The organism is Dactylosporangium sp. CA-152071 (assembly GCF_050936335.1).
Lineage (GTDB): Bacteria > Actinomycetota > Actinomycetes > Mycobacteriales > Micromonosporaceae > Dactylosporangium > Dactylosporangium maewongense.
Window position 1 is genome coordinate 2,518,634 of sequence record NZ_JBNJMZ010000001.1, and the last position, 24,756, is coordinate 2,543,389.

A 24,756-nucleotide genomic window follows, 5' to 3' on the forward strand; every position below is an offset into this window, starting at 1 on the left:
TCAACGAGCGAGCCAGGCCGCGACGTTGGCGGGGGCGTACCGCTCGTACCGCTGCGACAACCGCTGCGCGTTGCGGTTCTGCGGGTCGTCGAAGCCGAGGAAGCGCAGCGCGTTGCGGCCGGAGAACGCGTCGCGGGCCTCGTCGCCGAAGCCGGCGAACAGCGTCAGGTAGCGCTCCAGGAAGAGGTCGTCGTCGGGGTACAGGGCGAGCATGTACCAGTCGCTGCCGTACATCACCCGCTCCGCGACGGATCGGGTCGCCGCGCCGGCGCGCATGCTCCGCAGGGTCTCGGCGTAGCCGACGCGGATCGCGGGATCGTGGATGCGGTGGTTGCCGACGTCGGCGAAAAGCCCGGGGTGGTCGGCCATCGCCTGGGCCATCCGCCACGGCCAGCCGTCGGCGGGCTCGGTCTGCTGGGCGCCGCCGAAGTGCCCGAGGTTCAGCCGCAGCCGCGGGTGCGCGGCGAGCACCGGCAGCCAGTCGTCTGGACCGCCGTAGCCGCCGCCAAGGAGCGTGTTGAGCCGGCCGAGGTCCGCCTCGAACGACGGCGCGGCGCCTTGGATGAGCGTGTCGACCAGCCCGGAGAGCAGCCCGCCGAGCGCGGCGTTGCGCAGGTGCAGCCGGTGGACGAACCCCTTCACCGGCAGGTCCGCCGCGTTGAACACGTGACAGTACACGTCGACGACCGTGCTCATGGAGCCCTCCCGGGTGCGCACGCTGAGTGACCATCTCAGCCTCGCACCGTCACCGCCGGCGGACTGCGCCCTTCCGGTCCGACTCCGCCATCAAATGGACAGGGCCGCCGGGTCGATGTGGACCTCTGGGTCGGCCAGTGCGGTGACCGCGCCGTCGACGCCGTCCAGACCCACGTGGCCGGTGACGATGTGCGACACGGCGAGCTATTCCGAGCGTGCCATGCCAAGGAGGCGGCCGTCGCGGACCTCGGTGATCTGGTCGGCGGCGGTCAGGTGGGTGCGGTCGTGGGTGACGAGGATCGTGGCGGTGGCTCGCTGGTGGGTGAGCTGGGTGATCAGGTCGATGATGGTGGCGCCGCGTTCGTGGTCGAGGGCGCTGGTGGGTTCGTCGACGAGGAGAACGGTGGGGTCGTTCATGAGCGCGCGGGCGATGTTGACGCGTTGGCGTTGACCGCCGGAGAGCTGGTGCGGTCGGCGGTCGGCTTGTGCGGCCATGCCGACGGCGTCGAGCAGGTCGAGGACGCGTCGGCGTGCGGCGGCGGGTCGGCGGCCGTCGATGACGGCCATGACCTGGAGCTGTTCGGCGGCGGTGAGGGAGGGCAGCAGGTTGGGTTGCTGGAAGACGATGCCGATGCTGCGGCGGCGTATGGCGGCCTGGTCGTTGCGGCTGAGGTCGGTGACGGTGGTGCCGTCGATGGTGACGGTGCCGCTGTCCGGGGTGATGAGGGTGGCGGCGACGGCGAGCAGGCTGGATTTGCCGGAGCCGGAGGGGCCGACGACGGCGGTGAGGTTGCCGCGGGGCACGTCGAGGCTGATGTGGTCGAGTGCGGTCAGGCGGGTGTCGCCGTCGGGGTAGGTGAGGGTGACGTCGGTCAGGGTCAGGGTCATCGGGCGCTCCCGAGGGCGGTCAGCGGATCGACGGAGGTGATCCGGCGAATGGACAGGGCCGCGCCGAGCACGCCGAGCGCGATCATGACCGCGGCGGGGATGAGCATGGTGGCCGGGGTGAGCAGGAACGGCACGGCGGTGCCGGCGACGAACGCGCCGGCCGCGGCGGCGAGAGCGGTGCCGGTGAGCGTGCCGATGGTGAGCAGGACGGCGGCTTGGCCGAGGGCGTCGCGCAGCAGACCGGCGGTGGAGGCGCCGAGGGCTTTGAGGACGGCGACGTCGCCGCTGCGCTGGATGGTCCAGACGGTGAAGAATGCGCCGATGACCAGGGCGGAGATGGCGAACAGGAAGCCGCGCATCAGTTGCAGGGAGCCGTTCTCGGAGGTGTAGGAGCCGATCGCGGACAGTGAGTCGTCGCGGGTGACGGTGCGGGTGCCGGCGGCTTGGTCGCCGGCGGCGACATCGGCTCCGTTCGTGGTGGTCAGGGCGATCACGGTTGCGCTCACCCGATCCGGCTCGCTGGTCGGTGGGGTGGTCAGGCGCCAGGTGGCCAGGCTCGTCCAGACGACGGGGGTATGGCTGAAGGAGGCGTCGCCACGGACAGCGCCGACGGTCAGACTCCGGCCGGCGAGAGTGAGGGTGTCGCCCGTGTGGAGTCCGAGGTCGTCCGCGGCGGTGGTGGACAGCACCACGGATCGGTCATCGATGCGGTCGGCGGCCGGGGCGAGCGGGGAGCCGGGCTGGACGCCGAACACGGACACGGCGACGGTCGTGGTGCCGGCGCTGGCCCGGGTGGTGCCGATGCCGAGCGGTTCGGCGCTGGTGACGCCGGGCGTGCGGGCCCAGTGCTGCCATTGCTCGGCGGTAACGGTCGAGTTGGCGTACGACAGGTCCTGCCCCCGGTCAGGGGCGTTGAACGCGATGCGATCGGCGGGTAGGCCGGTGATCGCGGAGATGTTCTGCTGGCCGAGGCCGGCGGTCAGGCCGGACAGCAGCCCGACGAGCAGGGTGATCAGCACGATGACGGCGCCCATCAGGGCGAATCGGCCTCTGGCGAACTGCAGGTCGCGCCATGCGACGAACACGGTGTTCCGCCCCTCTACTTTGACGTGATGCGGCTGTGTCTACGGTCTCCGTCGAGCAGGGGTTCGGGCATCTGCCGCAAGACCAGATGCGGCTTGCATCTTTTGATAGAGGCCGGCCTGGCGTGGCTGTCCGTACGCTGAACAGATCATGTCTTCGACCGCCTCCCACCTGCCCCGCACGGCCCGTGGCCTGCTGTGGTGCCTGCATCTGCTCCTCGCCGGGCTGCTGGTGGTGGCCGCCGCTCGGGCGGTCGCCGACGGCGGCGCGCACGCATGGCTCGTGGTCGCGGTGGCGGGCGCGCTCGCGTTGACCTATGGCGCCGGGGTCCGGTTCGCGCGTGTCCGCGCGTCGCGCCGGGCGGCCAGGGTGTGGCTGGCCGCGGTCGTCGCAGGGTGGCTGGTCCTGCTGGCCCTGTCCGCGGACGGCGTGTGGGTGGCGTTCCCGCTGTATTTCCTGCAGCTGCACCTGCTACCGCGCCGAGCTGGTGTCGTCGCGGTGCTGGCCACTGCGCTCGTGGCGGTCACCGGTTTCGCGGCTCACGCCGGGGCGCTCACGTTGGCCATCACGGTTGGGCCGCTGCTCGGCGCGGCCGTCGCGATCGTCGGGGTGCGGGGCTACCAGGCCCTGTATCGGGAGAGTGAGCGTCGGCGGCAGCTGATCGAGGAGCTGACCGCCACCCGTGCGGATCTGGCCGCGGCCCAGCATTCCGCCGGGGTGCTGGCCGAGCGGCAACGGCTGGCCCGGGAGATCCACGACACCCTGGCCCAAGGGCTGTCCAGCATCCAGCTGCTGCTGCGCGCCGCTGAACGCGCGCTGCCCGACACCGCGCAGACGGCCGCTCGTCACGTCGCGCAGGCCCGGCAGGCCGCGGTGGACAACCTCGCCGAGGCCCGTCGCTTCGTCGCTGCGCTCACCCCACCCGCGCTGGAGGACGCCGGCCTGGTCGAAGCCCTCGAGCGGCTGTGCGCCACCACGACCGCACGGCACCGGATCACCGCCCGCCTGCACCGCACCGGCGACCCGGTACAGCTGTCCGCCGCGACCGAGATCGCGCTGCTGCGCATCGCCCAGTCCGCCCTGTCCAACGTCGTCCGGCACGCCGACGCCGACACCGTGGACGTCACCCTCAGCTACCTGGGCGACCAGGTCGCCCTGGACATCGTCGACGACGGCACCGGCTTCGACCCCACCCAGCTCGCTGCCATTGAGCCGAACGGCGGCGGATTCGGGCTCGCGGCGATGCGCGCCCGCGCCGACGCGCTCGGCGGCACCTTCACCGTCGAGGCCACCACCGGAGCCGGCACCGCGCTGGCCATCCAGGTCCCCACCGGCACCGGGACCAACTCATGACCGGATCGACGATTCGCCTGCTGATCGCCGATGATCACCCTGTCGTGCGAGCCGGACTGCGCGCTGTCCTGGAAACCGAACCCGATCTGGCCGTGGTGGCCGAAGCCGCCACCGCCGAGCAAGCCGTCACCCGGGCCGCGGACGGTGACATCGACGTCGTCCTCATGGACCTGCAATTCAGAGGCGGGATGACCGGCGCCGAAGCCACCGCTGCGATCACGGCACGACCGGGCGCGCCCCGCGTGGTGATCGTGACGACCTATGACACCGACGCCGACACCCTGCCTGCCATCGCCGCCGGCGCCACCGCCTACCTGCTCAAAGACGCCCCTCCCGAGGAACTGGCCGCCGCCGTGCGCACCGCCTCGGCCGGCCGCACCACCCTCGCGCCCGCCATCGCGGACCGGCTGATGAACCGCCTGCGCCAACCCGACACCGCACTGACCCGCCGCGAAACCGAAGTCCTCACCCTGGTCGCCGAGGGACTGTCCAACCAGGCGATCGGCGCCCGCCTGCACCTGACCGAAGGCACCGTCAAGTCGCACCTGGCTCGCATCTATCTCAAACTCGGCGTCGACTCCCGCACCTCCGCGGTCGCCACGGCCACCAACCTCGGTCTCATCCGCCGCTGACCGGGGACTGCAAGAAGACGGCGCGCCGGACGCGCCGTCGCCGAACCCGTTCTCGCCGAGGCGCAGCAGGCGCTGACCGGCATGTGGGGTATCGCGGCCGCGTGCCGGCTGACCGGCCTGTCCCGCCCCACCCTCTACCGCCACCACACCCCACCATCACCACCGAAGCCGCGGGCCCGCGGAAGCCGCCACCGTCGGCACTGTCCGATGTGGAACGTGAACAGATCCTGCGGCTGCTCAACCATCCCGACTACGCCGACCTGTCGGTGGCGCGGGTGTGGGCCCGCGAACTCGACGGCGGCCGCTGGTGGTGCTCCCAACGCGTCCTCCGATCGGCATACGCAACAGCGCCGCAGGCGCGCCGCGCGCCGAGGCGCGCACCGACGGTTCGCCCGACATGCGGCGAGGCATGTCCTCGCTGCATGTCGGACTCGTCCTGCGGTTGCCGATGAGTGCCGCGACCCGAGATCACGTGGCCTCATGTCGGCTGCGACTGGGGTCGCTGAAGGTTCTGCACCGCAGCGCAGGTGGTTACAGCGGCTGCACAAAGTACGGCGTGACGTCCATCCAGCCGTTGCCGGCCGCGCCGGTGAGGCGGCCGCTGCTGGCGGTGGACAGCGTGTACCAGGAGTCGACGTAGTCAGGATCGTCGGTGTACCACGAGCTCGGCAGCGCGGCGAGGATGGCGTCGACGAGCGGTGCGTACGCGCCGCCGTCGACGATGGTCAGCAGCGCGGTAGCGATCGCCTGGGCCAGCTGCTGGTAGTTGGTGTCGCCGTCGTCCTCCATCATCACCACGTCGGCGAGGTTGTACTTGTATCCGTTGAAGTGCACCAGCAGTTGGTTCGGCGTGTAGGTGGTGCCGTCGTTGTCGAGGTACGGCATCTGCACGATGTCGACCTTCGCCGCGCCGTCGAGGCCGAACCCGCCGACGATGCTGTAGATCTCGGCGCCGCCCTTGAACCACGGCTCCTGGTCGTTGCTCAGCCGGATCGCGGTGACCTTGGTGGCCCAGTATCCGGTGGCCGCCGCCACGGCGTCCGTGCCCGCACCGCCGAGCCGCTGCCGGACGACCTCGATACCCAGGGCCATGGCCTTGGCGGTGTCGACCTCGACGAGCAGCACCGGTCGCTGCGGCACGTGTGCCGCAGCGATGTGCACTGTCCGCCCGGCGGGGTCGTAGCCGATCAGGTTGGCCGGCGCGTCGTCGGTCGGGGTCGCCGCCACGACCGGGACCGCGCCGCGCCGCAGCGCCGGCAGCATGTCCGGGTGCGCCAGGCGCACCTGCAGCAGCGACACATCGCCGGGCAGTCCTTTGGCCGCGTGTACCGCGGCGTTGGCGGCCCGCACCGACGCGGCGAACGACGCGCCGAGCCGGACCGTCGCGAGGTCGACCGGCCCGGCCGCCGCGGCGGCCACGACGCGATCCCGCTGGCCCGAGTCGCGCAGCGACACCGCGAGCTGCCCGGCGAGCCGAGCGGTGACGGCCTGGACGGTCCCCGCCGGCTCAGCAGGTGCGGCAGGCGCGGCAACGGCGGATGACGGCGGCACGCCGAGCAGGGCGAGCACGGTCGTCGCAGCGATCAGCACCGGGACCCCGCCGCGGCGGAACGTGGATGGGTTCACGCAGACTCCTCCATCTCCGGACGCCGACTCGTGATCGACGTTCCTCAATAGAGTGATACATTCGTCCATAGATGACAATAAACCTTCCTGCGTGCCGCCGCGGGTGCCTCGCGAGGCGGCCCGCGAGTGCCATCGGGCGGCGACGTTAGCGCCTGGCCGATGGGGCCGGCCAGCGGCGCATGACACTCGGTGGGCCCGGTCGGCCCCTCAACGCCGACCGCGGGCAGCGGGCCCCGCGATGGCGGCGGCCAGGCCGCACTCTGCTCCGGACCCCAACCCACCTGGCTGGAGCCTACCCAGCCGTCGGAAGTTCGGTTCGGACGATTCGTACCGATAGATCAGTCTGGTCAATTGGCGCGAATGGGTCTATCTTGTCGCATTCATAGCTTGATATCAATCTCCGGACACGCCCCCTACAACAGGAGTGCGACGTGCGGAGATCCCGACTCGTTACCCTCACCCTGAGCCTGGCGGCCGCCCTCGGCGCCACGTTCGCGGCTGCGACGCCCGCCAGCGCCGCCGTCACCAGTCGCTACGTCGCCCTCGGCGACTCGTACGCCTCCGGTGTCGGCGCCGACAACTACACCGCCGAGAGCGGCTCGTGCCAGCGCAGCACCAACGCCTACCCCGCCCTGTACAACACCAACGTCAAGCCCGCGTCGTACCGCTCAGTCGCCTGCTCTGGCGCCACGACCACCGATGTCATCAACACCCAGCTCTCCGCCCTGTCGTCGACCACCACCCTGGTCAGCGTCACCGTCGGCGGCAACGACATCGGGTTCTCCAGCATCATGACCGCCTGCGTGCTGTACGGCGAGACCGACTGCATCGCGGCCGTGCAAGCCGCCGAGGACAAGGTGCGCAGCCAACTGCCGGCAAAGCTCGCCAGTGTCTACAACGGCATCAAGGGCCGGTCGCCCTCGGCCCGCGTCGTGGTCGTCGGCTATCCGGTCTTCTACCAGCTCGGCACGTTCTGCGTCGGGCTGAGCGCGAACTCCCGCGCGAAGATCAACGAGGGCATCAACCTGCTCGACGACGTCACCAAGACGGCCGCCGCCAAGGCCGGGTTCACATTTGCCGACGTGCGCTCGATATTCGTCGGCCACCAGCTGTGCAGCTACGGCGAGAAGTGGTTGCACGCGCTCAACTACGCCAACCTCGGCATCTCCTACCACCCGACCGCCGCCGGCCAGTCCGGTGGCTACTACCCGGTCTTCCGCTCCGCCACCGGCTGACCGGCGCTCACGTCCGGGTAGGCCCACCCGTCCGAACGCGCGCAGGTCCTGCACTGCCCCTCCCCGCCGCCACAGTGGTCGACTCGGCGGCGAGGAGGGGCAGTGTCGAGTTGGGCGATCTTTGGTACAGGGTTGACACTTGTGGGGTGATCGTGGAGCTGCGCGCGGTGCCGGACTGCCCGAACCTGGACGCCACGCGGGACCTGTTGCGCGAGTGCCTGGTGGAGGCCGGCCTGCCGGTGACGGTGCTCGAGCGGGTCGGGGACTACCCGTCGCCGTCAGTGCTCGTCGACGGGCGTGACGTCACCGGCGCCGACCCGCACGGCCCGGCCGCGTGTGTGCTGCGCCTGCCGACCGGTGAGCAGATCCGTGCCGCGCTGCGCGCGGCGGCGACGCAAGGCGGCCCGGGTGACGCGATCCGCGCGGATCAGGGCGGCGCCGGGATCCGCTGAGCTGGCCGGTTCGCCGCAGCGGCGGGTGTGGACGTTCCGGCGGTGCTGCAAGGGCCGTCGCCCGGTCAGCCCGCCCTGGAGGCCGGTGCCGTGCCCCTTGCGGCGGGGCTCGAACCGCCCCGTCCGCCGCACGATGCCCGCACCACCAGACGCGGACGCAGGCGGAGCTGATGGACCGGAAAGGCCTCGCCGTACTCACCACCAGGCCACTCGTGGCCAGCTCCTGGTACGCCTGGCGGACGGTGTTGATGGACAAGCTGGTCTCCGTGGCCAGGGACTGTTCGGTCGGCAGCTTGCTTCCGGCCGGCCAGGTGCCGTCGATGATCCCGCGCCGCAACTCCCCCGCGAGCCGCCGGAACTTGAGCTCCCGGGAGGTCTGTGGCTGCCTGGTCCCGTCGCCGTCCGCCGTCCCGGCTGCGCGCGGCCACAGCCCTTCCATCGGTTCCCTCCCAAGTACGGGCGCAATCATTGCATCACTGTCTTCGATACGGGAACGAGTACGCCTTGATTCCTTCCCTCGGCGCTTCTTAGCGTCCACGCACAACCTGCCCGGACCTCCCCGAAGGAAGGCCCATGGACGTGCGTCGCTCCCCCGCCCTGTCCCGGCGTCGGTTCCTGTACTACGGCGCTGCCGCCCTGTCGATCCTGCCCGCCGCCCCGGGCCTCCTGCCAGCACCAGCCTTCGCCGTCGGCGCGGAACTGCCCGATCTGGAGCGGCGTGCGCTGGAGCTTGACCCACCAGCCTTCTTGCTGGAGACCGCCGTCCCTGCGCACATCACGGCCAGTGCGGGCTCCATGCTGGCCATCAGCGACCGTGCCGCCGTCTGCGGCACCCGCTCGATGCGGTGGGACTTCGCGGCTCGGTCGGACATCACCGTCCGCGCCCACCTGCGCTGGGAACGCGACCCCTACCGGCCGACCCCGCTGTCCGACCAGGCGTGGCAGGGCACCGTCGACACCTTCTCCATATGGATCTACAACGAAACCGCCATGGACGACGTGGTGCGGTTCAAGTTCGGCCGTGACGGCCGGACCGATGCCTGGTTCGACTTCCACCTCAACTTCACGGGCTGGCGCACCGCGTGGGTCCGGTACGACTACGACATGCACGGCCGGGCGCACCCGGACATGAACACGCTGCGGATCGTCGCCCCGCGGCGGGCCGGCGTCCCATCGCTATCGACCAGGAGCACGCCGGTGTGACGGCGAGTGTCGGCATCGCCGTCCACAGTCCCGGCATGACAGCGGACGACGTGCTGCGCGAGGCCGATGCGGCGATGTACACCGCGAAGACGAGCGGGAAATCCCGCTTCGTCGAGGCCTAGGCGTACTGACCACGGAGGTTGGCGACAGGGGCCACGGCGGATAGACCTTGCAAAAATCCAATGCCAGCCGCCGCTCGGAGCACACACCTCGGGAAGACGAGATGAGGGGTCGCCGAAGTGCGGACCAGCCTGCTCGCCTATCTGCACAGTGACGGGCCGGCGAGCGCCTGGCTCCGGCGGGTCCGGGCCGGTGACCGCGTCAAGCTGGCGGGGCCACGCCGGTCGATCGGCCAGCGACCACCGAACCCGCCACCGCAGGTCGTCGACCTCACCGCCGCCCGGGTCCAACGGCGTCCGATCCTCGGCGGCCTGATCAACGAATACTCGCAGGCTGCGTAGCCTGCGGCCGTATTCATTGCTCATGTCGGTGCCCATCAACCTGCGTCACGCCATGGCCCGTGCGGCTGACCATGCCGTCCAGCCCCGGGCGAGGATGTATGCGGCCAGCAGCATGAGCGTGACCGCGCCGTCGGCGATCAGGGCCGCGCGAGCGTCGGCGGTCTCGCTTCCGAAGGACAGCGCGGCGAGGCTCAGTCCGAGCTTGTTGAGGATGGAAAGCTCCCAGATCCCGGCGTAGAGCCGGGGCCGGTAGGCCAGCAGCAGGAACACGCCGGCGAAGACGCCGAAGCCGAGCATGCGCCACGTCTCGACCATGCGCGTGGCCGGTCCGGCGTCCGCGACGGTGCTGACCGCGCTGACCACTGCGACGACGGCGCCCAATGCGGCGAGGACGAGCAGGGCCTGCGCAACGCGGCCACGGACCCGCCTGGAGCCGGCGACGGCACCGACTGCTACGGATGAGGTACGAACAGTCATCGGTACTCCTTTTCTCGGCTAGGATCACTGCCGAAAAATCCTGACCCTAACGGTGTTAGGCTGTTAACCTAACACCGTTAGGGTGGCACGGAAAGGGCGATGTGAGATGCGTGCTCCACGTGTTGGCCTCGAATTGGTTGGCTCCGAAATGTTCGGGTCTTGGACCATGGACGGCCGATGACGTCCCAAGCGCTGAGTCAGCTCACTCCGCGGGCCCGGGAGATTGTGCGGACCGCGCGCGAGCTTCTCGAGCGGGAAGGCCCTGACGCGCTGTCGATGCGTCGCCTCGGCGCCCACCTCGGGATCCGCGCCTCGTCGATCTACGAACACGTCCGCGACAAGCAGGCGCTGGAGGCCGCGCTGATCTCAGTGGGCTTCGAGGAACAAGCCGAACTGTTCACCCGGGCCGTCGAACGGTCCGACGATCCGATCGCCTCCCTCACCGCCGCGTACCGCGACTTCGCCTGCCGCCAGCCGAACCTGTACCGGCTGATGACCGAAAGGCCCCTGCGTCGCGACCTGATCACTCCCGGCGTCGAGGAGGCAGCCGCGATGCCGCTGGTCAACGCAACAGGCGGCGATCTCGAACGAGCGCGGGCAATCTGGGCCTTCGCGCACGGGATGGTCATCCTCGAGCTGAACCATCGATTCCCACCCCACGCCGATGTCGACACCACATGGCGCAACGGAGTCGACGCGTTCCGCGGCACGCCCTGATACGCGGCGCCGCCACCCACCGACCCGGACCCGCGACCACGGCAATGACGACGTAGGAATTGTTGGCAGGCCGGTGCCGAGGGGCGGTCGGCACGCGTTCATGCAGAACCTCCGCCGCGGACATTACGAACTCGGTGCCGACGCCCCGCGCGGGCTCCGCGTCGCCGCAGCGTTCATTGAACTCGCCACCGCCGCCCGAGGACCGAGCCGGCACGCACTCGAACGCGCCCCCGATCGGCAAACGCAACAGCGCCATCAGTGCCATCGGCCCGTCAGCCGCCGGGAAGACCACTCCATCACTCATCCAACTCCGCACCCGCCAGGACCTTCACGCTCAAGATCCGATACGTCGTGGTCCCGATGCGGCATCCTCCACGAGTACGAACATGCCGCTTGACCTGCCCGGATGAGGTTTCGGCAAGCACAGGGTCGCGCTGCGACGTGTCCGGTCGGCACGCACCAGGCACGAGCCGCGAGCGTCCGGACACGCCCGCTCGAATTTAGTTATAAAACGTACATATAGAACATATTTAAAATGGTTTCCAATTGGGAATTATTCCTACTCTTCTACCTATTTCGTATCCGCGGCGGGGAGTACGAAGTTTCCGCCGAACGAATCGGGGAAGCACTCGGCACCGCCGACCCACGAACTGCCGCGACGGACACGGCGAGATGCGGCGATGGCGGAGCGCATACCTGTCTGACCCGACGATCGGAAACCCGGGCCGTCGCAGACTCCGGCCGTCCGAGTCAGACGATCCACACACAGGAAGGCAAGCACGGTCGTGAAATTCGCACTCAAGGCTGGCATTTGCGCGGCAGCTGCCGCGCTGGCGGCTGGAACGTTCGCCCCGAGCGCCTCGGCCCATTCGACCGACGAATGGCGCTCCAGGACACCGTTCATCAACCAGTTCAACAAGACCTCCGTCATCGCGTCGACGGTGCCGGCCAACGGCGACGTCAACCCGTACGGCGTCGCGGTGGTGCCACGCAGCAAGGACAATCTGCGCAAGGGCGAGGTACTGGTCAGCAACTTCAACAACGCCAACAATCAGCAGGGCACCGGCACCACGATCGTGCAGATCAGCCGCGATGGCAAAGTCCGCCTGTTCGCCCGGATCGACGCCGACAAACTGCCGGGCGCGTGCCCTGGCGGCGTCGGGTTGACCACCGCGCTCGTGGTCCTGCGTACCGGCTGGGTCATCGTGGGCAGCCTGCCCACCGCGGACGGCACCTCCGCGACGGCCCAGGCGGGCTGCCTGATCGTCCTCGACAGCAAGGGCAAGGTGCGCGAGACGTTCTCCGGACACGGCATCAACGGCCCGTGGGACATGACCGCGGACGATGACGGGGAATCGGTCGACCTGTTCCTCACGAATGTCCTCAACGGGATCGTCGGCGGCGTACCCGCCACCACCAACCAGGGAACCGTGCTGCGCCTCGAGTTGAAGATCGAGGGAAGCAAACCGCCGGCGCTGCGCAAGATCACGACCATCGGTTCCGGATTCACGGAGAAGACCGACCCGGATGCGCTGATCATCGGCCCGACCGGAGTCGGCCTGGGTAAGGACGGCACGCTGTACGTCGCCGACACCGTCGCCAACCGCATCGCCGCCATTCCGGATGCGGACGACCGCAAGACGAGCGCCGGCACCGGACGCACCATCACCCAGAACGGACACCTGTCCGGCCCGCTCGGGCTGGCGATCGCGCCCAACGGCAACGTGCTCACCGTCAACAGCGGAGACGGGAACATCGTCGAAACCAACCCGTGCCAGAAGACGCAGGTCGCGTTCCGCACCCTCGACGACCTCGGCGCGGGCGCCCTGTTCGGCCTCGCCATCGCACCGGAGAACCGCGGCGTCTACTTCGTCGACGACACCAACAACAGGCTCGACCTGCTCCACTGAGCCCTGGGAGCGACCACGAACACGTGCGCACCGACCACCGTGGCCGGTGCGCACGTGCCGCACAAACGAGCGCCACCAGGCACCGCAGGTTGCCGATTACTCATCCGCCCTGCTCATGCGGCGTGGTGGTAGTTGGGCCACGCTGGTCGGCACCGGGAGGGCGATCAGGGTGAACCGGCCCGCCAGGTCGGGCAGGATCGTTCGCAGCGCGGCGACCGTCTGCGGCCCCGCGCCGTCGTGCAGGAGCACGATCCCACCAGGACAAGTCTTCGTCAGCACGGTATTCACGACCGACTGGACTCCCGGGCCGCTCCAGTCCCGCGGGTCGACGGTCCACGAGATCGACGTCATGCCCAGACCGGCCGCGATGCTCACGATGCCGGGCGACCAGTTGCCGCCAGGGGCGCGGAAGTAGCCGATCACCGCGCCGGGCGCGACCGCCCGGATCGCGTCGATGGTGCGTTGCATGTCGGATCTGATCTGATCAGGCGTACGGGTGCGCAGCATCTCGTCGTGGCTCCACGAGTGGTTGCACAAGGTGTGCCCCTCGGCGACCATCCGCCGGACCATCTCAGCGCGCGCAGCGACCTGCCGGCCGACCATGCAGAACGTCGCCTTGACGCGGTACTGGGCCAGCAGGTCCAACACGGCAGGGGTGTCGTCCCACGGGCCGTCGTCGAAGGTCAGCGCGACCGCATCCGACCCGGTCTTGCGCACCGTCCCAGCCGGGCCGTCGCCCGTCGCGACAACCGGCGACGACACGGACGGCGAGGCCACGGGGCTCGGCACGCTCGGTTGGACCGTCGGCTCCCGGTGCTCGGCGACCACCGGCACCGCCGCGACCGGCGCGACCACAGCAGGCGCGGGCGGGCCGCTGTTGCCGCGGCTGCCACCGAGCGTCAAGGTCAGCATCAGGATGGTCAACCCGAGCACGGCGATGCGGCGCAACGGCACGGAGGCACTCCAACTCGGTCCGGACCCGTCAAGGCTCGACGATGCTACAGAACAGACGGATGCCGGAGCTCTTCGGTTGCCGAGGTTTCCGGTCGGTGCGGCCGGAAACGCTGATGATGCGTGTGGTCCATGCTGCCGAACCGGCATCCCCGCACCGTAGCGATGGGTCGCTACGGTCGATGACCGGTACTTCCTACGGAGAGGCGCAGACCGCATGAGCGATGGGCATCGAGAGCTGGCCGAGCAGCTGAGCCGGGCCGCGCAGACCCGGTCGGTGACGTTGCGCGACGTCGGGCTGGAGCCCGACTCGTACGATCTGCTGCGCACCGACACCCGGTTCGCCGACGTGGAGCGGCTCGCGCTGCACCACAACCAGCTCGGCGACAGCGGGACCGCGGCATTGGCGGCCAACCCCGCGTTGACCGCCGTGACGCACCTGGAGCTGGTCGGCAACGCGGTCGGCCACGACGGCATCCACGCACTCACCAACAGCCCGCTGCGCACCACCGTGACCCGGCTCGACCTCAGCGGCAACCCGGTGACGCCGGAAGGCTTCGATGCACTGGCTGACGCGTCGATGCCCGCCCTGCGGGAACTGGTGCTGCGCAACGTACGCTGCGGCGGGCTGGGCGCACTGTTGCGCGCGGCGGCCCTCGACAGGCTCGCCCTGCTCGACCTGTCCGAGAACGACATCGCCGACCACGACCGGGAGTACGCCGACTGGGGCGGCCCGGCGGTCTACACGATCCCGGCCGACGAGGTGTGCGTGGAACTGCGCCTGCGGCTGGGGTACCGCCTGGATCTGTGACGCCGGCGCCTACTCGGCGCAACCGGACGCCTCGGCAAGAACGCGCAGCGCGTTGCGGCGCCCCAGGTCGGTGGGTTCGGCGGCGGCCCGCTCCCGCAGGAGGTCCACTGTGGACGGATCGGCGGGCCACCGGCGGACCAGTGCCTCCCACACGCCGATCCGCACGGCACAGTCCGGGTCGGCGACGGCCCGCTCGCGCAGCATCGAGCGCACTTGCGGGTCAGCCGTCCAACCGGCGGCGAGGGTCTCCAGGCACGCGCGGCGCACCAGCGGCGACGGATCGTCGAGCGCGCGCTCGCGAACCAGCGCCACCACGCCGGGGCGGTCACGCCACAGGCCGGGACGGTACTCGTACAGCGGCGAATGCGGGGCCGACCCGGCAAGCACGTCGATCGCGCACCGGCGGACCTTATCGGCCGGGTCCGCGACGGCGCACCGGCGCAGCACCGCTTCGGTGCCGGGCGCGTCGGGCCAGCCGTGGGCCAGCCAGTACGCCGCCTCGTACCGCACCGCGCTGTGTCCGTCCTCGCGCACGCGCCCGCGCACGTGCGCGCCCGCCCGCGGATGGCCCGGCCACAGCCGGGCCAGCGAGTTGACCACCTGCCGGCGCACGTTGTGGTCGGGGTCGGCCACGCCGCGCTCCAGCAGCCACGCAACGGTGCCCGGTTCGTCGCGCCAGCCGCTCGCGTACGCGGCGACGGCCTGGCGGCGAACGCAACCCTCCGGGTCGTCGACCGCCCGGACCCGCACCAGGGGCCTGACCCGCGGATCAGCGGGACGCAACTGCGCGAGCTGGACGAGCGCGGTACGCCGCAGCCGCCACTCATCGGCACCGGTCGCCAGCGCGAACAGCCACTCGACCGTCTCCGGCTCCGCACGACCGCGGTGGGCGATGGTTTCGAGCATCGCGTCCCGGACGTCCCCGTCCGGATCGCCAAGGGCGCACTCGCGCAGCAACTCGCGGACGTCGGGGTCGGCGAGCCAGTCGCGAGCCAGGATGCTCAGCGCCCGACGGCGATCCCACGGCTCCTCGGCCAGGAACGCCTCCTCGAGCAGGGCATCCCGCCGCGCGTGCGCAGCCTCGTCCGCATCGCCCACGTACATGAGGGTAATGGCCGCGCCACAGCCGCGAACCGCGCCGACGGCGGGACGCATCGCTGCCGCAGCCGGGCCCGCCTGCAAATGCGGTCGACGCCGGTTCGAATCCGACTGTGGTCTCGCCCGATCGTGTGCCATCCACTACGAACTGTCATGGTTGCCCCGGCGGTGCGGATGGTGCCTGGTCCGATCCGGTTGCGTCAGCGCACGGTCAGGTCTGATGTGCTGACAGGGCCGAGATCACGCGCGGTCCGGGCGAGGGCCCGGATGGGGTCGGTCTCTGACTCGGTGTGCCACACCAGTGCGTATTCCAGTGCGCTCATGTCGCGCATCGGCACGAACGCGATGTCCGGCCGCGTCCAGTAGCGGGTCACGTGGCTCGGGAAGAGCGTGACGATCTCCCCGGTGCTGATCAGGGTGAGATACTCCTCCTGGCTGCGCACCACCGCGGCCAGACACCGTCAACCCTCGCCCGCCGCCACCGCCTTCGGCGCCAGAGGCACCCACCTCCAGGTGAACGCCGCCGCGGCCAAGCACGCGAGCAGCCCCAACCCCACGGCGGCGAGACCCATCACCGGCGTGGCGAGCGCGACGACGAGGCAGAACGTGAAGTAGCACGGCAGGCTGCGGACCAGACCCCCGAGCGTGTGTACGCCCGCCGCCGCGTCGTCACGGGTCGCGGCGACCACGGTGAGCGTCGCGCACATCGTCGGGAAGGCCGCGATCGCGCCGGCGACGTCGGGCCCGGCGAGCCGGCTGCCGAGCACCGCGACCCCCACAACGACCGCCGAGCTGCGTTCCCGCGCCGTCGACCTCGTCGTCGGCATCGAATACGACCCGGTCCCGGTCGCCCGCCAGCGCGACATCGACCGGCGCGACCTGCTGCGTGAGGACGTCCTCCTCGCCGTGCACCCGGCGCATCCGCTGGCCGCGCGCCCGCCGGTCGCCCTCGCCGCCTGTGAGGACGCCGCGTGGGCCACCGGTCACCGCGGCACCGGCCTGGACGCGGTCCTGCGCAACGTCTGCAACCGGCTTGCCGGCTTCGAACCCCGCATTCAGCACCGCAGCGACGACGGGCTCGTCCTCGGCGCCCTGGTCGCCTCCCAGCGGGCCGTCGCCCTCCTGCCGGCGCTGCTGACCGCGGCGCTCCCGCAGATCGCCGCCCACCCGCTCCGCGAGGAACGCCTCCAGCGGACCATCTTCACCGCGACCCGCGCCACGGCCGCCGACGCCCCGGCGGTCCTCGCGGTGCAGCAGGCGCTGCGCGCCTCGGCCGCCGGCATCGCCCGCGACCGCGCGGACATCGACGCCCTGCCCTGAGCGCCTCGTGGTTGCCTGCTGCGGCATGATCCCCGTTGGCGGAAATCTCCGCACCGTCCGGCTCGCCAGGCGCGTGGGGGTGGTCAGGTCGCCCTAGCCGTGGGCCTGACAGCGGCCGCCGCCGGTCGCCACGCCGCAGGGTGTACCGCGCTTGGTGGGTGCGCCGCAGAGCACCGCCGGGTCGTGGACGTGGCACAGGCCGGACGGGCGGGCCGCGATCGGGCACGGCTTGCCCGACTTCGTCCGCGCCCGGCAGAGGACGCCGTCGGTCCTGGCCGGGGCAGCGGTGGCCCTGGTGGGAGCGGCGGTGGCGCGTGCGGGGCGGGACGCTGGCGCCGGAGCGGCCGCCGGCACCGGCATTCCGGCCGCCTCCAGGGCCTCCCGCTGCCCGCGGGCAGCGAGCCGGTCCGCGCGCTCGTTCTCCACGTGGCCGGCGTGGCCCTTGACCCAGTGCCAGGCGACCTCGTGCCGGGCGACGGCGTCGTCGAGCTGCCGCCACAGGTCCTCGTTCTTCACCGGCTCGCCGGCGGCGGTCCGCCAGCCGTTGCGCTTCCACTTCGCGACCCACGACATGATGCCGTTGCGGACATACGTGCTGTCGGTGTGCAGGTCGACGGCCGACGCGCGGGTCAGCGCCGTCAGCGCCCGGATCGGCGCGGTCAGCTCCATCCGGTTGTTCGTCGTCGGCGTGGCCTCGCCACCGCACAGCTCCTTCTCCACCGAGCCGTACCGCAGCAGCGCTCCCCACCCGCCGGGGCCCGGGTTGCCGCTGCAGGCCCCATCGGTCCAGATCTCCACCCGCTCAGCCACCAAGAGAACCTACGTCACGAACCCGGTCCGGCACGCGCAGCCCTGATTCTTGTCGTACCCCGCTGGCATGCTTCGTGGCATGACACCACTGCGAATCCTCAAAGGCGACGCGACCAGCCCGCAGGCGAGCGGCCCGAAGATCATCGCCCACGTCTGCAACGACCAGGGGCACTGGGGCGCGGGATTCGTCCTCGCCGTGTCCCGCCGCTGGCCCGAGCCCGAGCGCGACTACCGCCGCTGGCATCGCGAACGCGCCGGCAACGACTTCACCCTCGGTGCCGTCCGGGTCCTGGAGGTGCAGCCGTCGGTGTTCGTGGCCAACATGATCGGGCAGCACGGCATCAAGACGGGCAGCTCCGGTCCGCCGGTTCGTTATGAGGCGATCGGGCGGGCACTGACGGCGGTCGGTGACCGTGCGCTGGACCTCGGCGCGTCCGTCCACATGCCGAGGATCGGCTGCGGCCTGGCCGGCGGCCGGTGGGACAAGGTCGAGCCGCTGGTCGTGTCGGCGCTGTGCGAGCGCGATGTTCCTGTGACGGTCTATGACTTCTGATCTGCGTCGGCGGCTGATGTACGAGCCCGCTCGGCGCTCCTGACCGACGGCACCGCGCTTCGTCCGACGGCGAGGGCGGCTGGTCGCCGTGGCTTTGGGTGTGTGCGTGGCGACGCCCGCCCGTCATTGCCGCGGTGTGGTCGCCAGCGGCGCGGTCATGAACGGCACGACCACCACCGGCGCGGTGTGCATCTGGCCGGTGATGGCGGCTTCGGTTGCGGCGGCTGTCGAGGTTCCCCTCGGGGTCGGCTGTGACGTGATCGGGGCGGGCGTTGGTGCTGTTGCCAGCGGAGGAGGTGGAGCGAATGGGTCGGTGCCGTCGAGGAAGGCGGTCGCCTGAGCGGCGAGGGCCGGGGCGCCGATGGCCGTTGCCCAGCGGGCGATCTCGGTGGCGAGGGTGAGGGCGCCGGCTTCGTTGCCGGTGGCTCGGGTCGCGACGGCGAGGAGGAGTTGCTGCGACAGCGTGCCCGGGACGTTGCCGGCGGCGGCGCCCAGTTCCGTGGCGAGGCGCCAGCGGGTGAGGGCGGTCTCGGTGTCGCCGTGGTCGTGGTCGTGGCCGCCGAGGTGGCGCAGCGCCTCGCGGGCGAGGAGCGGGTCGGCGGCTCCTGCCTCCAGCGCGGCGCGGTAGTGGGCGGGTGCGTTGTCCGGCTTGTCGAGGAGGTTGTCGCAGATGAGGCCCTGGTACATCTCGGCCCAGCCGTTGCGGACCGCGTCCGGCGCGGTGGTGGCGAGGGTGGCGGCGCGGTGGAGGAGCGCCGTGGCCGGCTCGCGCTCGGCCTGTTCGGCCATCAGCACGGTCCGGTACTCGGTCCGCACGCCGGCGAACGCGAGGTCCCACCGTCCCTCGTCGTCGAGTGAAGAAGCGTGCCGGGTGGCGATGGCGAGCCGGTGGGGGGCGGTGGTCGTACCGGCGAACCAATCCGACTCGACGGCCACCTGCGCCGAGGTGAGGGCCAGCAGCGGGTCTCCGGGCGGCGCCGCGTCGAGCAGGGCCGCCGCGTCCTGCCACCGGCCGGCGTGGGCGAGTGCACGGGCGGCCGACGCGAGGACCTGCCGGGGAACTGCGATCTCGGTCATGACGGCGACAGTAGTAATCGAAAAAACTATCCTCAAGAAAACTACTTCGCGCGACGGGAGCGGCGATGAAGGACGACGTCGAAGAGCACATCGAGGCGTGGGAGCGGGAGCTGCCGTGGCTCGATCCGGTCAAAGAGGCGATCTTCGTGCGGCTCTCGATCCTCGCCCGGCACACGCAGCAGTTACGCCGGGACACCCTAGCGGCGGACGGGCTGCCGCACTGGCAGTTCAAGATTCTTATGAAACTGCGAAGGCTGGGTCCGCCGTACGCGACGAGCCCGTCACAGCTCGCCGACGTGCTCGGGCTGACCCGGGGCGCGCTGTCCGCGCGGCTCGCGCCGATGGAAGAGGCGGGGCTGATCGACCGCACGAGCGACACGGCGGATCGGCGGCGGGTGCACGTACGGCTGACCGAGGCCGGCAGCGCCGCGTTCGAGCAGCAGGCCGGGCGCGAGGACCACGGCGAGTCGATCCTGTTGGAGGCACTCACCGCCGACGAGCGGCAGACCCTCGCCGAGCTCCTCCGCCGCCTCGTCCTCGCCGCCGAAACCCGCCAGTCACAGCACTAGGCGCGCAGCGTCGCGAGGAGTTTCCGGGCCGTCTCGTCGTGGCACATCGTGGAGCTGCGGAGCGTCCGCGCGAGGTCGCCGAACGACCACACCGACTCGGCGATCCGCTGCAACGCCGCCGGGTCGTCGCCGTGCAACCACCAGGCGGACCCGCCGGCGTCGCCGGTGACCTGGATGAGGCCGTCGGGCATGCCCCAGTACCTCGTCGCGCCGGCCGACGTCGGCTCGCCGTGGCGGCGGGTCAGCTCCTGCCCGACCGCGTCCGGCACGGGCAGGTCGCGGGCGCGCAGCCACAGTTCGTTGCCGAACGGCAGGACCGGCTGGCGCTCCTCGGACGCGTCGTGGTCGGCGTCCGGACCCCAGAACGATGTCGGGCTGCCGGAGTCGTTGTGGAACGACACGAACCAGTCGAACAACCAGCCGCTGAACGGCTCCTCCTCGACGCTCCAGCCCTCACCGCGCGTGTGGTGGTGCAGCACGGGATCGTCGCCCGCCGGCTGGAAGTACACGTGATGCATCCGCATGACGTCGGCCTCGAAGCACACCTTCTCCTCTCCCATCCCGGCGAGGACCTCGTCGAGCGTCCACAGCGTGGCGTCGCCGCCGAACTCGCGCCACAGGTCGGTGAAGGGCAGCGTCCAGGTGCCGCCGTCGGACAGCTCGAGGGAGACGTCGGTGGTGTAGAACTCGCGGACGGCCGCCGGCAGCGCCAGCCCGGTCCGCCGGCTCCATGCGTCGACCGCGGCCACGGCGGCGGCATCGGGAGCCGCCGTCGCGCACATCAGGTCGAGCGAGTCCTGGAGCCGCGAAAGTGTCATACCCAGATCCTATGGTTGACCTATGAGCCCTGCGCCACCGCTCGCTCCCGACGAGCTCGTCAGCGCCGCCGGCGAGCGTGATGTACTGGAAACGTTCCTCGACCTGTATCGCGACATCGTCGTCCGCAAGGTCTCAGGCCTGTCCACAGTGGACGCTTCACGGCGGCTCGTGCCGTCCCGGACCACCCTAGCGGGGCTGGTGCTGCACCTCACCGATGTGGAGCGCGAGTGGTTCCACGGCGTGCTCGGCGGGGACCGCGCGGCGCCGAGCGACAACTGGGACGTGCCCGGCGACGCGAGCGTCGAGTCGCTCGTCGCCGACTACCGGGCGGCGTGCGCCACGTCGCGGGAGATCTGCGCCGGTTTCGCGCTCGACGACACGGTGCCGTCACCGCGCCTGGGCCGGGTTTCGCTGCGCTGGCTGTATGTCCATCTCATCGAGGAGACCGCACGGCACGCGGGCCACGCCGACATCCTCCGCGAGCAGACCGACGGCGCCACGGGCTTCGATGGATGACCCCGTATCACCGAGCCGACCCGCGCGCTGCGGGCCGATTGAGAGGATGGTGGACATGACGGTTGACCTGTTCGCGGGCATCGCGGTGCGCGACCTGACAGCGGCGCGACGGTTCTACGAGCAGCTGCTCGGCGAGCCGCCCGAGTTCCTGCCCAACGACACCGAGGCCGTGTGGGCGCTGGCCGAGCACCGGTATCTGTACATCGAGCTCCTTCCAGAACGCGCCGGCCACGCGATGCACACGGTGTTCGTCGCCGACTTCGACGAGCGCGTTGCCCGAGCCGCCGAACGCGGCCTCGCCCCGACAAGAACGGAGACGTACGACAATGGCGTGAGGAAAGCCATCTTCGCCGACCCCGACGGCAACGAGCTCAGCTTCGGCGGCGGCCCGCAGGAGACCCCCGCCCCTGAGGAGTCCTGATCCGCAGCAGGCTCCACGCACGGGACCTTTGATTCGCAGAAGGCTCCAATCGCGGAGTCCTAACTCGCAGAGCGCTTGGGCTGCGGAATTCTAACTCGCAGAGCGCTTGGACTGCGGAGGTCTGTTCGCGCGGGCCGCTTGGCAACAGGCGTCCGCTCAGCAGGCACCCATGCGACGGGCCAGGAGGTCGCCGGTAGCACAGAAGCGATCGGCAGCCTTCCGCGGGCACGGCCCCTGCCGGGCGGGCGCGCCGCAAGGCCGCGACGAGCAGGGGCGTGGCGGCAGGGGCGCGGCGGGCAGGAGCGTGCTGGCGCGGACTCCCGGCGCGAGTTCACCGCCGAGCCGCGAGGCTGGCTGCCGCGGGCGTGGACTCCGCCCGAAGTTGCCGCCATGCCGCGAGGCGCGGCCTTCCTAGCATCAGGGTCCGGCGCGAGCTCACCGCCGAGCCGCAAGGCTGGCTGCCGCGGGCGTGGACTCCGCCCGAAGTTGCCGCCATGCCGCGAGGCGCGGCCTTCCTAGCATCAGGGTCCGGCGCGAGTACGCCGTGGGAGCGTGGCAGGCAAGGACGCGCGGGTGTGAACTCCGGCGAGTACGACCGGCCCGCCGACGCTGACCCCGGCAAGGCGCCGCACCCCGCGCCGGTGCCGCTCAGCGCAGCCGCCGACGGCGTGGAGCGTCTTCAACACCAGCGCCGCAACCCTCGCCAATGACGCGCCGCCCATCCTCGCGATGAACACGCCGCTGGTCCATTACGTCGCCGCAGCAAGCACCACCACGGCGACGCTTGCGATTCGGCCGCGCGAGCGAATACGGCGACGGTGAGGAACCTCCACTTCCACCCCCACATGCAGACGTTGATCAATGCCCCGAATTGTCCTCATTTCGCCATCGACGTTGCGCAATCCACCTACATTTTGGAGATCAAATTGGGTGTAGATCGCGCAACGTCTCTGGAGCAAATGCCGCATTCAGGGGCATTGACCAGCGTCTGTGGCGGGCGGGTAGCGCCCTGGATGCCGGAGGGTGCGAGCGCCAGGGGCGGGAGGAGGCCCGGCACCGGAGGCGGGTAGCGGGGCGTCGAGCGAGTGCGGGTGGTTCGGGTGGGTTTGCCGTGAAGGCGTGGCGGCACGAGGGCTCGCATGAGTGCAGGACTTTGGATCGGGGTGGCGGTCGCTCTGCTCGCCGGGATCATCGGTGTCCCGTTGGCGCTCGGTGCGTTCCGTAATCGCGAACGCTGACTGCAGGCGTGCCGTACGGCCCGCCCGGAATCCGTCACGCCACCGCCGCTGCCACACCAACACCGTCGTCACACGGCAACCGCCCGCCACGCGGCAACCGCCGTCACGCGCATCCGGCCGAAGCCGCCCCGCACGTAGCCGAAGCCGCCCCACCCATGACCGAAGCCGCCCCGCGGGCTCGCCCGTGGAGCAAGTACAGCGTCAGACGAGGCGGTGGCCGCCGTCGGCGTGGAGGACGGTGCCGGTGATGAAGGGGTTGTCGAGGAGGGACAGGAAGGCCTGGGCGATGTCGTCGGGGGTGCCTACGCGGCCGGTGGGGAGTTTGGCGGCCATGGCGGACAGGCGGTCGTGTTTCGCTGGGCCGGCGAGGGTGTCCCAGATGGGGGTGTCGACCCAGCCGGGTGAGACGACGTTGACGCGGATGGGGGCGAGTTCCAGGGCGAGTGAGCGGGCCAGGGATTCCAGGGCGCCGTTGGCGGTGGCGATCATCGAGGCGCCGGGGCCTGGGCGGTACGCGGCGATGCCCGACGTGAACGTGAGCGAGCCGCCGGGGCGCAGGGCGGGAGCGAGGTGTTTGGCGACCAGCCAGGGGCCGAGGACCTTCGTGGCGAGGACCGCGGTGGCCGCGGTGAGCGTGAAGGAGGGCAGCGGCGCGTAGGCGCCCACCGCATCGGCGGCCGTCACGACCACGTGGTCGAGGGTGTCGTCCGTGAGGGCGGCGACCTGCGATTCGACGCTGATGTCGGCCTGGACGCAGGTGACGGGGGACGCGAGGCGGGCGGCCGCGGCGGCGAGGCGGTCGGGGGAACGGCCCGCGATCGTCACGCGGCGGCCAGTGGACAGGAGTCGGGCGGCGAGGGCGAGGCCCATGCCGGAGCTGCCGCCGATCACCAGGACGTGCTGCTGTGTCATGACCAGCAGCCTGCCGCCGTTCGTACAAGGGCGGGAGGACCAGGTCAGGCCGGGCCCTCGCAGGGCCCCTCCCGGGAAGCAGACAACCGGCAGAATCAGACCGTGAGTCTCGGGGAGTTCCTGCGCAACCGGCGCGGCAGGGTCAGTCCGGCCGAGGCGGGGCTGCCCGCTGGGACCGGTCGGCGGCAGACGCCGGGGCTGCGGCGGGAGGAGCTGGCCGCGCTCGCGGGGGTGAGCGTCGACTACTACACGCGGCTGGAGCGGGGGCGGGACACAAACCCGGGCCGGTCGGTGCTCGACGCGCTGGCGAGCGTGCTGCGGCTCGACAACGACGAGCGGGCGCACCTGCACCGCCTGGCCGGTCCGGCGGACGACGTCAAGGAGTCGGGAAAGGAGGTCAGGCCGGCGCTGCGGGAGTTGCTGGAGACGGTGCGGCCGACTCCGGCGTACGTGCTGACGCAGACCAGCGATCTGCTCGCCGCCAACGAGGAGGGCGGGTCGCTGCTCCCAGGCCTGACGGTGCCGGGGAACCTGGTGACGTACGTGTTCACGCACCCGGCGGCCCGGGAGGTGTTCGTGTCGTGGCGGCGGATGGCGGAGGACTGCGTGGCGCACCTGCGCACGGTCGCCGACGGGCCGGAGCGTGCCGCGCTGGTCGCCGACCTGCAGCACCGCAGCGACGATTTCGCGGACCTGTGGGCGACCTATGACGTGCGGGTGAAGAGCGGCTCGCGGCGGGCGTTTCAGCATGTACGGGCGGGGCGCCTGGAGCTGACGTCGGAGATCCTGACGGCCGTGGACGGGCAGCGTTTCGTCATGTTCCGGGCCGATCCGGGCAGCCCCGACCACGCCGCGCTCGAGCTGCTGATGCCACCCGGCGGCGCCACGCACAGCGCCACCGGGCAGCATACGTAGAAACCGTTCAACA

General features: G+C 70.9%; 30 protein-coding genes and 1 pseudogene. 17 read left to right on the plus strand and 14 right to left on the minus strand.

All coding sequences use genetic code 11. The features are described 5' to 3' along the window. The 3 genes from ACQEVZ_RS11035 to ACQEVZ_RS11045 all read right to left on the minus strand — a co-directional run bounded on the left by ACQEVZ_RS11035 (position 1) and on the right by ACQEVZ_RS11045 (position 2,669). Entirely contained in the window at positions 1-696 is a 696-nt protein-coding gene (locus ACQEVZ_RS11035; protein ID WP_433364893.1) for an amidohydrolase family protein, read from the minus strand. Positions 697-900: 204 nt separating this feature from the next. Continuing rightward, the gene (locus ACQEVZ_RS11040; RefSeq protein WP_433364896.1) at positions 901-1,584 is read right to left on the minus strand and encodes an ABC transporter ATP-binding protein; all 684 of its coding nucleotides are present in this window, start codon (positions 1,582-1,584) and stop codon (positions 901-903) included. Beyond that, the gene (locus ACQEVZ_RS11045) at positions 1,581-2,669 is read right to left on the minus strand and encodes an ABC transporter permease (protein ID WP_433364899.1); all 1,089 of its coding nucleotides are present in this window, start codon (positions 2,667-2,669) and stop codon (positions 1,581-1,583) included. Before ACQEVZ_RS11045 ends, ACQEVZ_RS11040 begins: the two co-directional genes overlap by 4 nt. 148 nt (positions 2,670-2,817) lie before the next feature. Between ACQEVZ_RS11045 and ACQEVZ_RS11050 the strand changes: the two genes are divergently transcribed. Beyond that, positions 2,818-4,020 carry a sensor histidine kinase gene (locus tag ACQEVZ_RS11050; protein ID WP_433364902.1) on the plus strand — a complete coding sequence of 401 codons (1,203 nt, stop codon included), beginning with the start codon at positions 2,818-2,820 and terminating at the stop codon, positions 4,018-4,020. Then, positions 4,017-4,652 carry a response regulator gene (locus ACQEVZ_RS11055; protein ID WP_433364905.1) on the plus strand — a complete coding sequence of 212 codons (636 nt, stop codon included), beginning with the start codon at positions 4,017-4,019 and terminating at the stop codon, positions 4,650-4,652. Before ACQEVZ_RS11050 ends, ACQEVZ_RS11055 begins: the two co-directional genes overlap by 4 nt. 531 nt (positions 4,653-5,183) lie before the next feature. On the opposite strand, the gene ACQEVZ_RS11060 is transcribed toward ACQEVZ_RS11055, so the two are convergent. Beyond that, complete coding sequence (locus ACQEVZ_RS11060; protein WP_433364908.1) at positions 5,184-6,278, minus strand: DUF3103 family protein; 1,095 nt, start codon at positions 6,276-6,278, stop codon at positions 5,184-5,186. A 431-nt stretch (positions 6,279-6,709) separates the two neighbouring features. Between ACQEVZ_RS11060 and ACQEVZ_RS11065 the strand changes: the two genes are divergently transcribed. Then, positions 6,710-7,513, plus strand: a complete 804-nt coding sequence (locus tag ACQEVZ_RS11065; RefSeq protein WP_433364911.1) for an SGNH/GDSL hydrolase family protein — start codon at positions 6,710-6,712, stop codon at positions 7,511-7,513. A gap of 146 nt (positions 7,514-7,659) precedes the next feature. Next, the gene (locus ACQEVZ_RS11070; protein ID WP_433377289.1) at positions 7,660-7,965 is read left to right on the plus strand and encodes a hypothetical protein; all 306 of its coding nucleotides are present in this window, start codon (positions 7,660-7,662) and stop codon (positions 7,963-7,965) included. 205 nt (positions 7,966-8,170) lie between these two features. Here ACQEVZ_RS11070 and ACQEVZ_RS11075 read toward each other — a convergent pair. After that, positions 8,171-8,434: pseudogene (locus ACQEVZ_RS11075) on the minus strand (winged helix-turn-helix domain-containing protein); the annotation flags it as partial. Positions 8,435-8,538: 104 nt separating this feature from the next. Here ACQEVZ_RS11075 and ACQEVZ_RS11080 point away from each other — a divergent pair. From ACQEVZ_RS11080 to ACQEVZ_RS11090, 3 genes are all read left to right on the plus strand, one after another. After that, positions 8,539-9,168, plus strand: a complete 630-nt coding sequence (locus ACQEVZ_RS11080) for a chondroitinase family protein (RefSeq protein ID WP_433364914.1) — start codon at positions 8,539-8,541, stop codon at positions 9,166-9,168. Then, a complete protein-coding gene (locus ACQEVZ_RS11085; protein ID WP_433376727.1) occupies positions 9,144-9,290 on the plus strand; it encodes a diguanylate cyclase domain-containing protein in 147 nt (48 codons plus the stop codon). The genes ACQEVZ_RS11080 and ACQEVZ_RS11085 overlap by 25 nt, the downstream gene beginning before the upstream one ends. 117 nt (positions 9,291-9,407) lie before the next feature. After that, positions 9,408-9,629, plus strand: a complete 222-nt coding sequence (locus tag ACQEVZ_RS11090; protein ID WP_433364917.1) for a hypothetical protein — start codon at positions 9,408-9,410, stop codon at positions 9,627-9,629. 45 nt (positions 9,630-9,674) lie between these two features. Here the strand turns inward: ACQEVZ_RS11090 and ACQEVZ_RS11095 are convergent, their stop codons facing one another. Beyond that, on the minus strand, positions 9,675-10,106 hold the full coding sequence (locus ACQEVZ_RS11095) for a hypothetical protein (RefSeq protein WP_354905172.1): 432 nt from the start codon (positions 10,104-10,106) through the stop codon (positions 9,675-9,677). Positions 10,107-10,283: 177 nt separating this feature from the next. On the opposite strand from ACQEVZ_RS11095, the gene ACQEVZ_RS11100 reads away from it, so the two are divergent. After that, a complete protein-coding gene (locus ACQEVZ_RS11100; protein ID WP_344515311.1) occupies positions 10,284-10,823 on the plus strand; it encodes a TetR/AcrR family transcriptional regulator in 540 nt (179 codons plus the stop codon). 785 nt (positions 10,824-11,608) lie between these two features. Then, positions 11,609-12,733 carry a hypothetical protein gene (locus ACQEVZ_RS11105; RefSeq protein WP_433364922.1) on the plus strand — a complete coding sequence of 375 codons (1,125 nt, stop codon included), beginning with the start codon at positions 11,609-11,611 and terminating at the stop codon, positions 12,731-12,733. A gap of 96 nt (positions 12,734-12,829) precedes the next feature. On the opposite strand, the gene ACQEVZ_RS11110 is transcribed toward ACQEVZ_RS11105, so the two are convergent. Next, positions 12,830-13,687 (minus strand): polysaccharide deacetylase family protein, encoded by an 858-nt coding sequence (locus tag ACQEVZ_RS11110; RefSeq protein WP_433364925.1) that lies wholly within the window; start codon positions 13,685-13,687, stop codon positions 12,830-12,832. A gap of 214 nt (positions 13,688-13,901) precedes the next feature. Here ACQEVZ_RS11110 and ACQEVZ_RS11115 point away from each other — a divergent pair, with 214 nt between their 5' ends. Then, complete coding sequence (locus tag ACQEVZ_RS11115; RefSeq protein WP_433364928.1) at positions 13,902-14,495, plus strand: hypothetical protein; 594 nt, start codon at positions 13,902-13,904, stop codon at positions 14,493-14,495. A gap of 9 nt (positions 14,496-14,504) precedes the next feature. Here the strand turns inward: ACQEVZ_RS11115 and ACQEVZ_RS11120 are convergent, their stop codons facing one another. The 3 genes from ACQEVZ_RS11120 to ACQEVZ_RS11130 form a co-directional block, all read right to left on the minus strand. After that, positions 14,505-15,731: a HEAT repeat domain-containing protein gene (locus ACQEVZ_RS11120; RefSeq protein WP_433364931.1), complete on the minus strand. Its 1,227-nt coding sequence runs from the start codon at positions 15,729-15,731 to the stop codon at positions 14,505-14,507. A 62-nt stretch (positions 15,732-15,793) separates the two neighbouring features. Next, complete coding sequence (locus tag ACQEVZ_RS11125) at positions 15,794-16,036, minus strand: hypothetical protein (RefSeq protein WP_433364934.1); 243 nt, start codon at positions 16,034-16,036, stop codon at positions 15,794-15,796. Positions 16,037-16,054: 18 nt separating this feature from the next. Beyond that, positions 16,055-16,300 (minus strand): hypothetical protein, encoded by a 246-nt coding sequence (locus ACQEVZ_RS11130; protein ID WP_433364937.1) that lies wholly within the window; start codon positions 16,298-16,300, stop codon positions 16,055-16,057. On the opposite strand from ACQEVZ_RS11130, the gene ACQEVZ_RS11135 reads away from it, so the two are divergent. Next, the gene (locus ACQEVZ_RS11135) at positions 16,284-16,913 is read left to right on the plus strand and encodes a LysR substrate-binding domain-containing protein (protein WP_433364940.1); all 630 of its coding nucleotides are present in this window, start codon (positions 16,284-16,286) and stop codon (positions 16,911-16,913) included. The genes ACQEVZ_RS11130 and ACQEVZ_RS11135 overlap by 17 nt on opposite strands. 93 nt (positions 16,914-17,006) lie before the next feature. Here ACQEVZ_RS11135 and rnhA read toward each other — a convergent pair whose 3' ends face one another. Continuing rightward, entirely contained in the window at positions 17,007-17,723 is a 717-nt protein-coding gene (rnhA, locus tag ACQEVZ_RS11140; RefSeq protein ID WP_433364943.1) for a ribonuclease HI, read from the minus strand. Between the two features lie 79 nt (positions 17,724-17,802). Between rnhA and ACQEVZ_RS11145 the strand changes: the two genes are divergently transcribed. Then, positions 17,803-18,276, plus strand: a complete 474-nt coding sequence (locus ACQEVZ_RS11145) for a macro domain-containing protein (protein WP_433364946.1) — start codon at positions 17,803-17,805, stop codon at positions 18,274-18,276. 123 nt (positions 18,277-18,399) lie between these two features. Here the strand turns inward: ACQEVZ_RS11145 and ACQEVZ_RS11150 are convergent, their stop codons facing one another. Next, entirely contained in the window at positions 18,400-19,353 is a 954-nt protein-coding gene (locus ACQEVZ_RS11150) for a hypothetical protein (RefSeq protein ID WP_433364949.1), read from the minus strand. A gap of 65 nt (positions 19,354-19,418) precedes the next feature. Here ACQEVZ_RS11150 and ACQEVZ_RS11155 point away from each other — a divergent pair, with 65 nt between their 5' ends. Further along, complete coding sequence (locus ACQEVZ_RS11155) at positions 19,419-19,922, plus strand: MarR family winged helix-turn-helix transcriptional regulator (protein WP_354905130.1); 504 nt, start codon at positions 19,419-19,421, stop codon at positions 19,920-19,922. Here the strand turns inward: ACQEVZ_RS11155 and ACQEVZ_RS11160 are convergent. Continuing rightward, positions 19,919-20,740, minus strand: a complete 822-nt coding sequence (locus tag ACQEVZ_RS11160) for a hypothetical protein (RefSeq protein ID WP_433364953.1) — start codon at positions 20,738-20,740, stop codon at positions 19,919-19,921. The genes ACQEVZ_RS11155 and ACQEVZ_RS11160 overlap by 4 nt on opposite strands. Before the next feature lie 22 nt (positions 20,741-20,762). Between ACQEVZ_RS11160 and ACQEVZ_RS11165 the strand changes: the two genes are divergently transcribed. The 3 genes from ACQEVZ_RS11165 to ACQEVZ_RS11175 all read left to right on the plus strand — a co-directional run bounded on the left by ACQEVZ_RS11165 (position 20,763) and on the right by ACQEVZ_RS11175 (position 22,388). Continuing rightward, entirely contained in the window at positions 20,763-21,257 is a 495-nt protein-coding gene (locus tag ACQEVZ_RS11165; protein WP_344515276.1) for a DinB family protein, read from the plus strand. Between the two features lie 55 nt (positions 21,258-21,312). Continuing rightward, the gene (locus ACQEVZ_RS11170) at positions 21,313-21,678 is read left to right on the plus strand and encodes a VOC family protein (RefSeq protein WP_433364957.1); all 366 of its coding nucleotides are present in this window, start codon (positions 21,313-21,315) and stop codon (positions 21,676-21,678) included. Between the two features lie 575 nt (positions 21,679-22,253). Then, positions 22,254-22,388, plus strand: coding sequence for a hypothetical protein (locus tag ACQEVZ_RS11175; RefSeq protein ID WP_433364960.1), 135 nt, complete (start codon positions 22,254-22,256; stop codon positions 22,386-22,388). A 729-nt stretch (positions 22,389-23,117) separates the two neighbouring features. Here ACQEVZ_RS11175 and ACQEVZ_RS11180 read toward each other — a convergent pair. Beyond that, the gene (locus tag ACQEVZ_RS11180) at positions 23,118-23,828 is read right to left on the minus strand and encodes an SDR family oxidoreductase (protein WP_433364963.1); all 711 of its coding nucleotides are present in this window, start codon (positions 23,826-23,828) and stop codon (positions 23,118-23,120) included. Between the two features lie 102 nt (positions 23,829-23,930). Here ACQEVZ_RS11180 and ACQEVZ_RS11185 point away from each other — a divergent pair, with 102 nt between their 5' ends. Then, on the plus strand, positions 23,931-24,743 hold the full coding sequence (locus ACQEVZ_RS11185) for a helix-turn-helix transcriptional regulator (RefSeq protein ID WP_433364966.1): 813 nt from the start codon (positions 23,931-23,933) through the stop codon (positions 24,741-24,743). The last annotated feature ends 13 nt before the right edge of the window (positions 24,744-24,756 follow it).